This is a genomic window from Glutamicibacter sp. AOP12-B1-11 (genome assembly GCF_052379245.1).
Lineage (GTDB): Bacteria > Actinomycetota > Actinomycetes > Actinomycetales > Micrococcaceae > Glutamicibacter.
The window spans coordinates 87,175-97,068 of record NZ_JBQSYL010000020.1; the positions used below are offsets into that span (position 1 = coordinate 87,175).

12 protein-coding genes are annotated in these 9,894 nt (G+C 58.9%); 4 read left to right on the forward strand and 8 right to left on the reverse strand.

The window, feature by feature from the left end; genetic code table 11:
• Positions 1–56 precede the first annotated feature (56 nt).
• Both ACT3UQ_RS13030 and tcuA read right to left on the reverse strand, forming a co-directional pair.
• Positions 57–692 (reverse strand): GntR family transcriptional regulator, encoded by a 636-nt coding sequence (locus ACT3UQ_RS13030; RefSeq protein ID WP_105650271.1) that lies wholly within the window; start codon positions 690–692, stop codon positions 57–59.
• An 81-nt stretch (positions 693–773) separates the two neighbouring features.
• Positions 774–2,264 carry an FAD-dependent tricarballylate dehydrogenase TcuA gene (gene tcuA, locus ACT3UQ_RS13035; protein WP_444637263.1) on the reverse strand — a complete coding sequence of 497 codons (1,491 nt, stop codon included), beginning with the start codon at positions 2,262–2,264 and terminating at the stop codon, positions 774–776.
• 419 nt (positions 2,265–2,683) lie between these two features.
• Between tcuA and ACT3UQ_RS13040 the strand changes: the two genes are divergently transcribed.
• Positions 2,684–3,847 (forward strand): MFS transporter, encoded by a 1,164-nt coding sequence (locus ACT3UQ_RS13040; RefSeq protein ID WP_444637265.1) that lies wholly within the window; start codon positions 2,684–2,686, stop codon positions 3,845–3,847.
• Here ACT3UQ_RS13040 and ACT3UQ_RS13045 read toward each other — a convergent pair.
• Positions 3,844–4,497: a LysE family translocator gene (locus ACT3UQ_RS13045; protein WP_444637267.1), complete on the reverse strand. Its 654-nt coding sequence runs from the start codon at positions 4,495–4,497 to the stop codon at positions 3,844–3,846. The genes ACT3UQ_RS13040 and ACT3UQ_RS13045 overlap by 4 nt on opposite strands.
• 92 nt (positions 4,498–4,589) lie before the next feature.
• Between ACT3UQ_RS13045 and ACT3UQ_RS13050 the strand changes: the two genes are divergently transcribed.
• Together ACT3UQ_RS13050 and ACT3UQ_RS13055 are read left to right on the forward strand one after the other, a co-directional pair.
• Entirely contained in the window at positions 4,590–4,934 is a 345-nt protein-coding gene (locus ACT3UQ_RS13050; RefSeq protein ID WP_105552859.1) for a hypothetical protein, read from the forward strand.
• Between the two features lie 51 nt (positions 4,935–4,985).
• Positions 4,986–5,393 (forward strand): DUF4190 domain-containing protein, encoded by a 408-nt coding sequence (locus ACT3UQ_RS13055; RefSeq protein ID WP_105552858.1) that lies wholly within the window; start codon positions 4,986–4,988, stop codon positions 5,391–5,393.
• A gap of 120 nt (positions 5,394–5,513) precedes the next feature.
• Here ACT3UQ_RS13055 and ACT3UQ_RS13060 read toward each other — a convergent pair whose 3' ends face one another.
• Entirely contained in the window at positions 5,514–6,071 is a 558-nt protein-coding gene (locus tag ACT3UQ_RS13060; RefSeq protein ID WP_444637269.1) for a YceI family protein, read from the reverse strand.
• 224 nt (positions 6,072–6,295) lie between these two features.
• Here ACT3UQ_RS13060 and ACT3UQ_RS13065 point away from each other — a divergent pair, with 224 nt between their 5' ends.
• Positions 6,296–6,454, forward strand: a complete 159-nt coding sequence (locus tag ACT3UQ_RS13065; protein ID WP_181148386.1) for a hypothetical protein — start codon at positions 6,296–6,298, stop codon at positions 6,452–6,454.
• Between the two features lie 184 nt (positions 6,455–6,638).
• On the opposite strand, the gene ACT3UQ_RS13070 is transcribed toward ACT3UQ_RS13065, so the two are convergent.
• From ACT3UQ_RS13070 to ACT3UQ_RS13085, 4 genes are all read right to left on the reverse strand, one after another.
• The gene (locus ACT3UQ_RS13070; RefSeq protein ID WP_444637270.1) at positions 6,639–7,616 is read right to left on the reverse strand and encodes a glycine betaine ABC transporter substrate-binding protein; all 978 of its coding nucleotides are present in this window, start codon (positions 7,614–7,616) and stop codon (positions 6,639–6,641) included.
• Positions 7,613–8,341 (reverse strand): ABC transporter permease, encoded by a 729-nt coding sequence (locus tag ACT3UQ_RS13075; RefSeq protein WP_105552855.1) that lies wholly within the window; start codon positions 8,339–8,341, stop codon positions 7,613–7,615. Before ACT3UQ_RS13075 ends, ACT3UQ_RS13070 begins: the two co-directional genes overlap by 4 nt.
• On the reverse strand, positions 8,338–9,540 hold the full coding sequence (locus tag ACT3UQ_RS13080; RefSeq protein ID WP_105552854.1) for an ABC transporter ATP-binding protein: 1,203 nt from the start codon (positions 9,538–9,540) through the stop codon (positions 8,338–8,340). Before ACT3UQ_RS13080 ends, ACT3UQ_RS13075 begins: the two co-directional genes overlap by 4 nt.
• 49 nt (positions 9,541–9,589) lie before the next feature.
• Positions 9,590–9,894 (reverse strand): ABC transporter permease subunit (locus ACT3UQ_RS13085; protein WP_444637271.1); only part of this gene is annotated, 305 nt, incomplete at its 5' end.

Sequence of the window (9,894 nt, forward strand, 5' to 3'; positions counted from 1 at the left end):
ATGGCGGGGCATTAGCGCCAAGACTCCCGCCAGTGGCGAGATTTTGGGTGAATGATTTAGAGGTGGGAGAACATTTTCAAGCGCATCGACTTCGCCGTCGACATATGCGTCCGGACTTGCTCCTGCGCTTGGTCGGCACGGCGCTCACTAATCAGCTCCACGATGCGCTGGTGCTCATCGAGGGATTCGGCCCAGCGGGATCCCACCGACAGCGTCGAGGTTGGGGCGTGCAGTTGATGCGTTGCCAAGCGCTCCAACAGGTCTTCGAGCACCGGATTGTGCGCGGCACGCCAAAGCGAGCGGTGGAACTCGATATTTGTCAGCAAACGCGTTGAATCATCGGGATCGACCAGTGCCCGATCTCGTTCAACGAGCGCTTCGAGCCTGACCAGGTCCGGGTCGGTCCGACTCCGCGCGGCCTCCGCAGCGGCTTGGCCTTCGAGCATGATGCGCAGGTCGTAAACCTGCATGATCTGCTCCGGGTCGATTTCGCGCACGAACAATCCGCGGGCGCGGCGTTCGAGCAGTCCCTCATGCAGCAACCTGGTGAGCGCTTCGCGCACCGGGGTGCGCGAGACACCGAAGCGTTCGGCCAGCGCGACCTCACGCAACGGATCTCCGGGCGCGAAGGCACCGCGCAGCAGGTCTTCCTTCAACTGCGCGTGAATCGTTTCCGAATCGATCTTCGCCATGCCCCGCCATTCTGCGTTCAACAGTATTAATCTGCAGTTCTCTCGCACGCGGTGCCGCGTGCGAGAGAACTGCACTATGCCTTAAGCCAGATTACCGGCTCGGCGGCCAAACACGACACCGGCGGCAAGACCCGAACCACCTGGGTAGTTGGCCGAGAACAGTCCACCGAGCATCTCGCCGCAGACGAACAGGCCCGGTACCGGCTGGCCTTCCTCGTTCAGCGCGCGGCCTTCGGTGTCCCCCTTCAGCCCGCCGAAGGTGAAGGTGATGCCGCAGGTTACCGGGTAGGCGTAGAACGGGCCGGTGGCCAACGGGGTGGCCCAGTTGCTCTTGACCGGGCTGACCTTCGAGGCGCGGCCGTCCAGCACATTGGGGTCGAAGGGGATGCTGGTGTCGATGGCGCCGTTGAATTCGGTGATGGTCTTGGTCAGCGAAGCGGGGTCCACATTGATCTTTGCGGCCAGCTCCTCGATGGTATCGGCAACGACTTCGGAGATACCTGGCATCTCGTATTCTTCGCTGCGCAGCATCGGACGCAAATTTGCGTCGAAGATCTGGTAGGCGACCGAATCCGGCTGCTTCAAGATTTCGCGGCCGTACTTGGCGTAGGTCAGATTGCGGAAGTCCGCCCCTTCGTCGAGGAAGCGCTCGCCACGGTTGTTGACGATGATTCCCAACGGGTAGGACTGGCGGGTCAGGCGGTTGGTCAGTTCACGGTTCGATTCGTTCTGCGCGGTGAATGCGTCCCACTGCACCGAGTGGCAGGTGCTCCAGTCTCCGCCCTTGGCAATGCCGATCTCCAGTCCGGCCTGGATCATCGCACCGTAGTTGTAGGGGGTGCCGCGGACCTTGGCGTTCTCCCAGCCCTCCCCCAAGTGCTCCTTGCGCAGCTCAGGGTTGGCTTCGAAGCCACCGGCTCCCAGCACGACCGACTCGGCGCGCAGTTCCTGCACGCTGCCGTCGCTCTGGCGAACCTTGACACCCTTGACCGTGCCGTCTTCAACGATCAGCGCGAAGACATCCTGCTCGAAGCGGACCTCGGTGCCCAGCTTCTCGGCCACCGCAAGGTGGTCCTTCATCAGGCCTTCTCCGCCGTCCACGTTCCCGACATGCAGCCCGCCCCAGAAGAGGAAGGTGCCATCTTCGCGGGAGTAAGCCTGGCGCTCGTACATGAGGCGGTACTTCAACCCCAGGGACTTCAGCCAACGCAAGCCCGGTGCCGCTTCGGTGACCAGAACCTCGGTCAATTCCTTGTCGTTGCGCCCCTCGGTGACCTTCGCCATGTCCCCTGCGTAGTCTTCCGCGGTGTAGGGCGGCACCTCGGAGAGCTGGTGGCGCTCGTCGAATTCGATGAAATCCTGCAGGTCTTCCAGACCGTTGTGCGCGATGCGGGTGGCACCGGCGGTGTAGTAGCTGTTTCCGCCGAACTGATCCTTCGGAGCTTTTTCCAACAGCAGGACCTTGCGGCCGCGCGTGACCGCGGCGTGTGCGGCGGTGAAGGCTGCATTGCCTCCACCGACGACGATCACATCTGCGGCGTTGGTGGATTTTCCCTGGACTGGAGTCGTCATATGTAGTGACCTTTCGGAATTCTTGAATTCGGCGCCCCCGGCCGTGTGAAGACCACACGAAGCGGAGCCGGATTCTACGTCTGAACGTTGATTCCTAATTAGTGTATACACAAAAGAACATTAATAACCACTAAAGTTCACAGATAGTTCGAGTGCTACTTCCGGCGACAGCGATACTCCGGACGGCCAGCGGTACCGGATCGCGATTTCAGTTCGACACCCCACCTCCGGCGAGTACTCACCGGTGCGGCTCCATGGATCTCTGCCCGGGCTCAGCATCGGGCAGAGAATTGCTCGACGCCTAGTTCCGGGACTTCGCTTAGCTGTCCGGCCGCACTAGGTCATACCCGCGAACAGTACGGCGCATCTCTGGTTACATAGGGTGGTTATAGGTATTGGGTTGAAGATAGGAAATAGCTTTGAGCAAACCACCGGCCGCAGCAGCCAAGCAGGTGCCCGACTCTGCCCTGCGCTTCGTTGGGTTCCTGTCATTTTTCGATCGTTATGCCACCCCGCCAATGTTTCTGGCACTATCTTTGGCGACTGCGCTTACGCTGTCTCAAGCCGTCGAACTCGTGGCGGGGTATTCCCTGCTTTACGCCTTGGGACAACCGCTGTGGGGCTTGGCCAGCGATAGGCTTGGTCGACTAACCGTGTTGCGGTGCGCGCTGTTCGGAGTGGTGCTTGGCGCGATTGCGAGCAGCGTATTCACCGGGTTCTTCCCCCTATTGATCGCCCGGTCATTTACGGGTTTCATGTTTGGTGCGCTGTATCCGACCCTGCTGACCCTGCTCGGTGATACTCGAGTTGGCTTGGCTAAGGCCCGTGGTCTGTCAGATCTGCAAATTTATTCTTCGTTGGGAACTACCTTGGCCACGCTTGTGGCTGGGGCCCTTGCCACGTTCGTGGATTGGCGCCTGGTGTTTCTTCTTCCCGCCCTAGGCGCGATAGCGGCGCTGGCAACCCTACGCCGGGTGACCGAACCGCTTCGGGAAGCCACCGCTCGGAACTTCAAGGCGGCCTTCGGCGCAGAGAATGTGCTCCTGTACGCGGTGGTATTCCTCGAAGGCGGGCTGTTGATAGGGATGCTTGCCTATGTAGTTCCCGCCTTGCAAGATGCTGGCGTCGGCATTTGGATCTCGGGCCTGCTTGGTTGCGGATTCGCGGGTGGAGTGATTTTCGGTGCGCGGCTCATGCGCTTGCTCGTGTCGCGGTTTTCCCGTACGTGGCTCATCGGCATCGGTGGCGCAGTCCTTTGGGCGAGCTTTGCGCCTTCGGCTTTTGCTCCGTCGCCTGCGGCTTTCACCTGTACCGCGTTCCTGCTCGGGGTAGCCAACGCGGTCATGCATTCGTCCATGCAAGGTTGGGCCACCGAAGTAGCACCGCAAGCGCGGGCCACAACTGTTTCGCTGTTTGTGTTCTCGCTGTTTTTCGGGGCCTCGGCGGCTACCTACCTCACGGCCGACCTTGCTGAGCAGGGAAACTTCTCGCGCATATTCGGTATCGGCTTTTGGCTCAGTATCGTCTTGGTTGCCTCAGCGACCTGGCTGCATGCCCGCTGGCTAGCAAGGCAGCTCGCCTAAAGGAAAGCGCTCAGCAGCACTCCAATGCCCATAAGGAAAAGCGCTGCACAGGCCGTCCATTCCAAGCGAAGAGTGATCTCTGGCTTCTTGAACCACTGCATGGCCTTGGATGCCACTGCGCTCAATATCAATAGATATAGAAATCCAACCGCCGCAAAGATTGCACCCAAGCCCATTCCCCACAGCAGGGTACTCGATTCCTTGGGGATAAAGCTTGGCATCATCGCCAGAAACAACAATCCTAATTTCGGATTCAGCGCTGCCGAAAGCACACCAGCAACAAAAGATCGGCGCAAGGTTTGACCCCGCATCCGAGCGCCGGCTCGCGTTTCGGTGCGCGCAATGGCGCTATCGGCTTTGGCGACGGCGCGAGATTTCAGGAACCCGGATAGCCCCAAGTACATCAGGTACAGACCGCCAAGCATTGCAATGATCGATTCGATGACGGGGTAGCGCTGCATCAACGATGCGGCACCTGCACCGGCCAGCGTGGCCCAGGCGAAAATGGCTGTCACCATGCCGAGAGCCGCGACGACACCGTGGAGCTGGCGTACCAGCGAAAAGCGAAGGACCAAGAAGGTATCTGGCCCTGGTGAGAGAGTGACCATTACGCATACGCCGAGGTATGCCAAGAACGAAGCCCAAGTCATGATCTCTAAGTATAGAAATTCGCCACCAGAGTGTGTTAATGCATGACGCGGGCTTAGCATTAGAAGTGCACTACATAGGAGGCAGAGGCAAAATGTCACAGCCGCAGTATGGGCCGCAGCCCAGTTACCAAGATCCTGCTACCCAGTTCAACGGACACTACCCGCCGCCGCATCCTGGCGTTGCCTTGTCGCAAACTTCAATGATTCTCGGGATTCTCTCGCTTTTCGTCGTGGGCGTGATCCTCGGTCCGATCGCCATCATCAAAGGAAACGAAGCCGAACGTGCCTACGGGGTTCAAGCTACCGTCGGTAAAGTCACCGGGATGATCGGCTTGATCCTGGGAGCGCTGCAGCTGCTAGCGGTCGTAGGATACTTCCTCCTGGTCCTCTTCATACTTCCGTTCTCGATTTACGGCTCAGGCATGCCAGAGCAGTGAAGACTGCAGAAACACGATAATCATTTTCTCTCAAATAAATAAGGACCACTCATGAGCACCCCGAATAACGAACCGAATAATCCCTACACCTCAGGAAATCCCGGCCAGCAGCCGCAGTACCCGTACCAGACCCCTGGCCAGAACCAGCAATTTGGTGCAGCACCGGGCTACCCCGGATACGCTTATCCGCAGCAGCATGTCCAAGGTTCCCAGTTGGCGCAGACATCGATGATCTTGGGTATCATTTCGCTATTCGTCGTAGGCATCATCTTGGGGCCAATCGCCATTTCGAAGGCCAAAAGGGCCGAACGGGAATTCAACACCGACGCCACGGTCGGCAAGGTGACCGGCTGGATCGGGACCATATTCGGAATTATCGGGTTGCTCTACATAATTTTGATGATCGTCATGGCGGTCACCTTTGCCGGAACCGATGCCATGTACTCCGAATTCTCGTAATCGCTGCGCACCGTCCGCGTAGCACGGTTAACGACAGAGACCTGGCGATGCGCTTTCGCGCATCGCCAGGTCTCTGCCTGTATCGGCCCTTTGCCATCCCCCATAGATGGCTTCGGGAGCTTATTCTGCGGTTGGCAGGACGAAAGAAGCGTCGATTTCGATCTTGACCTTGTCGCTGACCAAAACGCCGCCTGCTTCGAGAGCCGCGTTCCAGGTAATACCGAATTCCTTGCGGGAGATGGTGGTGGAGGCGAAGAAGCCTGCACGGGTTGCGCCGAAGGCGTCTACCACCTGGCCGCCGAGCTCAGCTGTGAACTCAACCTGCTTGGTGACGCCGCGGATGGTCAGGTCGCCAACGAGAACGAAGTCTTCAGCGTCGCCCTTGGTGCCGGTGGACTTGAAGGTCATAACCGGGAATTCCTCGGCATTGAAGAAGTCCGCGCTTGTCAGGTGACCGTCACGGTTTGCATCCTTGGTGTTGACCGAAGCGATCTGAACGGTAGCTTCGATCGAGGACTCTTCCAGGCTCTGGCCAACGTTCAAGGTTGCCTCGAAATCCTGGAAGCTGCCGCGAACTTTGGAAACACCTGCGTGGCGAACCGAGAATCCGATTTCCGAGTGCGAAGCGTCCAGGGTCCAGGCGCCGACGGTCAGTGGTGAAGTTGCAGATACAGTCATTTTCAGTTCCTTGTCGTCATCGCCAACACTGTAGTTGACGTTTCAATTTGTTTTGCTGGTACCAGTATTGCACTATTTAAGTTGAAGCGTCAACCATGTCGCGCAACAAACTTTTCCTCGATTTCAAAGAAGGTGGGCCATTTCAGCTCTGACTAGTAATTTAATTTCCAAAAATTTTCTACTCAGCCCTCTCCGATCCCAGTAATTCTGGCTAGACTGGGCGCATGACCAGTGATCCGAACGCACCTAATAAAAAAGCGCAGGAAGCCGAACTAGCCGCGGATCTGGAAGAGATCTGGCAGGAAGAGTCCCCCACTACCGCCGAAGCCACCAAGTCTGCCGACGAAGTCGACGGCAAGTTCGGTACCCGCGACGGTTCCTAGAAACCATCCGGACCGACACAACTATCTTGCGCCCCCGGACGCTAACTAATCCAGTATCTCGGCGCAAGGCCACCGGGCGAACCAACTGCGGGTGAACACTGCGCAAGTTTTGCCTGGGTCATTAACCGCAAATGGCCGTTCCAAGGAACCTATCCTTGGAACGGCCATCACGCCGGTTGCTTCACTAAGGTGCGCTAATAAGACCTTCGTTCAGCATCCATTCATAGGCGACATCGGCGGGCTCGCGCCCCTCAACATCCACCTGGTAGTTCAGTTCCAGCAGCACCTCATCGGTCAGCATTGGCGCAATCTGCGCCATCACGTCTTTGACCCCGGGATTTTCCTGCAAGAATTCGGCGTTGAACGCTGGCGCCGCGTTATAGCTCGGGAAGTACTGCTTGTCGTCTTCCAGCACCGTAAGATCCAGCGCCCTGATGCGACCGTCGGTTGTGAACACCTCACCGAAGTTGCAAGCGCCCTCGGCGGTTGCCTGGTAGATGGCGCCCACGTCGTACAAACCGATGTTCTCTTCCTTGACTTGGCTGCCGCGGTCGATCCCGTAGTGCTCGAGCATCGGGGTCAACCCATCACGGCGCGAGTTGAACTCCGGGTCGACACAGAAGGTCAGCTCTTCCGAATCAAGTTTGGACATTTCCGAAAGCTTGGTGATGCCCAAGCGATCAGCCACCTTCCGGTTCATGGCCATGGCGTAGGTGTTGTTCAGCGGCGCCGGTTCTCCCCAGACGATGCCGTTGGCCACATCTTCCTCGCGCACCGCTTCCCACTGCTCTTCGGCACCGGCTACCGGTTCTTCATAGCCCAGATAGGTCAGCCATGCGGTACCCGTGTATTCCCACAAGGCGCTGGCGTCCCCGGAGAGCAACAGCTCGCGTGCCGGTTGGGATCCGGGCACATTTGTCAGATCCGTGACGTCATAACCGGCAACATCCAAGGCAATCACCGAGATTTTTCCCAAGATCAATTGCTCGGTGAATGCCTTCGAGGTGACGGTGACCTTGGCGTCATCGGCCAGATCTGGAATTTCTTCAATGATTCCCGGGCTGGCATCGGGCACCGTGCCGGTGGAGGGGCTCAGCCCGCAGCCTGTCAGGCCTAAAAGGGCCGCGAAGGATAGGGCTCCAAGTTTCAATTTCCGATTCATGAGAGTCCTTTCGGCCGGGCGACCTGTTCCACGACTCGTCCAAGCCAGTCGATGGTCAATGCCAGCAAGGCCACCAGCAGCGAACCTGCAATCAGCACCACATTCAGATTCAGGTTCACCCCGGTGGTAATCAGAATTCCCAATCCGCCACCGTTAATGAAGGTGGCCAAGGTGGCGGTTCCTACCAGCAGCACCAAGGCGGTGCGGATGCCGGAGAGCATCACCGGGACCGCGAGGGGAAGCTCGACCTTGAACAAGACCGCCATCTGGCTCATGCCAATGCCGCGCCCGGCTTCCACCAGCCGTTCATCGACCTGTTGCAAGCCCACAATGGTATTTGAAAGGACCGGGAGGATCGCATAGATCACCAAGGACACGATGGCCGTATTCGGACCGAATCCAAGCCAGAAGGCCAGCAGCACGACCACGCCGATGGCCGGGGCCGCCTGGCCGAAGTTCGCGACGGCACGCACCCCGGGCGCCGCCTTGCGAAACGCTGGACGGGTCAAGATGATGCCCAGCGGAATCGCAATGATCAGCACGATCACCGCTGAGATCACCGTGATTTTCAGGTGATCCAGCGTATAGCCCCAAATGGTTGCCGGATCCAGCGTCTGCCGTTCGGTTTCCGTGAGGTTCGCGGTGACCAACCAGATCACCAGGATGCCGAAGGCCGCGGCGATGCCAAGGAGCTGGTAGATCAGCCCTCGTTTTTCGGCATTCATGAAGATTCACCGCCGGTTTGACCGCGGTCCGTCTGGATGTCTGCCACATTGATGGCGCCGGAGTTCAGGCCTACCGGTGCATCGTGGTCATCGTCCAGGTTGGCGTTGCTCGCAGAGATCGCTTCCATCACCGTCTGCACCGTGATGATGCCCCGAAGCACATCGCGACGCCCGGTCACCAACGCAGATTCGGTGCTTGCCACCAGCATGGTGTCCAGCGCATCGTTCAAGGTCGCCTGCTCGCCGACAACCGGCAAATCCGGATCATAGGTGCCATCGATAATCTCCGCACGGGAGAGTTGGCGCCGGGTGAGCCGACGCAACGGGCGGCCGCGCGAATCCAGGACCACCGCATATTTCCGTCCGGCGCCTTGCAGCTGCGAAAGCACCTCGGAAGCGTTCTTCCCGGCGGTGGTGGTGATGGCTTCGGACAGTTCCACCTCGTGCACGCGGGTCAGCGTCAACTGCTTCAAGCCGGCACCGGATCCAATGAAGTTCTCCACGAATTCGCTGGCGGGGTTGGCCAGGATGCGCTCGGGGGAATCGTACTGTTCCAGCTGTGCGCCTTCATTGAAGATCGCGATCCAGTCCCCCAGCTTCACGGCTTCGTCGAAGTCGTGGGTCACGCAAACGATGGTCTTCTGGACTTCCGACTGAATATTGAGCAGCTCATCTTGCAGACGCTGACGGGTAATCGGGTCGACCGCACCGAAGGGCTCGTCCATCAGCAATACCGGAGGGTCTGCTGCCAGTGCACGGGCCACGCCCACGCGTTGCTGCTGGCCCCCGGAGAGCTCCTTCGGGAAGCGGTTGCGGTACAGCTCCGGGTCCAGTGAGACCAACTCCAGCAGCTCGTCGACGCGCGCGGCAATCTTCTCCTTGGACCAACCAAGCATCTTCGGCACCATCGCGATATTTGTCGCCACGGTCATATGCGGAAACAGCCCTCCGGCCTGAATGACATACCCGATGCGGCGACGCAGCTCGTCGCCATCCATGTCGGTGACGTCTTCGCCGTTGATCACGATCTCGCCGGAGGTCGGTTCGATCAACCGGTTGATCATTTTCAGCGTGGTAGTTTTGCCGCAGCCCGAAGGGCCGACAAACATCACGATCGAACCGGCGGGGATCTCAAGGGTGAGCCCACCGACCGCAGATTTCTTCTGGCCCGGGTAGGTCTTGGTGACCTCCTGAAGCATGATCGATGCCCCGGTGACGCTATTTTCGTTACTGGTTTCGACTTTATTTTCAGACACGGATACCTCGCGGGGTAGTCAGTCGGCCAATGCCGAGCAAGATCAAATCAAGAATGAGCGCCAGAATGACGACCCCGACCACGCCGGTGATGACGGATTCAAGGGAGTTTGCGCCACCTAGACGGGAAAGGCCGGAGAAGATGTAGCCGCCGAGTCCTGGGCCCAGCGCGTAGGACACCACTGCCGCCACGCCCATCACCATCTGCGCCGAGATGCGAACCCCGGTGAGGATCACCGGCCAGGCCATAGGCAGTTCAACGGAGATCAGCGTTTTCATGCGGCTCATCCCGATGCCCT

Bases quoted from the DNA above. Each gene is read 5' to 3' on its own strand.
- ACT3UQ_RS13075 (WP_105552855.1), bottom strand. From the start codon at position 8,341: ATGAATGCCGAAAAACGAGGGCTGATCTACCAGCTCCTTGGCATCGCC.
- ACT3UQ_RS13055 (WP_105552858.1), top strand. From the start codon at position 4,986: ATGAGCACCCCGAATAACGAACCGAATAATCCCTACACCTCAGGAAAT.
- ACT3UQ_RS13080 (WP_105552854.1), bottom strand. From the start codon at position 9,540: ATGCTTCAGGAGGTCACCAAGACCTACCCGGGCCAGAAGAAATCTGCG.
- ACT3UQ_RS13030 (WP_105650271.1), bottom strand. From the start codon at position 692: ATGGCGAAGATCGATTCGGAAACGATTCACGCGCAGTTGAAGGAAGAC.
- ACT3UQ_RS13065 (WP_181148386.1), top strand. From the start codon at position 6,296: ATGACCAGTGATCCGAACGCACCTAATAAAAAAGCGCAGGAAGCCGAA.
- ACT3UQ_RS13045 (WP_444637267.1), bottom strand. From the start codon at position 4,497: ATGACTTGGGCTTCGTTCTTGGCATACCTCGGCGTATGCGTAATGGTC.
- ACT3UQ_RS13060 (WP_444637269.1), bottom strand. From the start codon at position 6,071: ATGACTGTATCTGCAACTTCACCACTGACCGTCGGCGCCTGGACCCTG.
- tcuA (WP_444637263.1), bottom strand. From the start codon at position 2,264: ATGACGACTCCAGTCCAGGGAAAATCCACCAACGCCGCAGATGTGATC.
- ACT3UQ_RS13070 (WP_444637270.1), bottom strand. From the start codon at position 7,616: ATGAATCGGAAATTGAAACTTGGAGCCCTATCCTTCGCGGCCCTTTTA.
- ACT3UQ_RS13050 (WP_105552859.1), top strand. From the start codon at position 4,590: ATGTCACAGCCGCAGTATGGGCCGCAGCCCAGTTACCAAGATCCTGCT.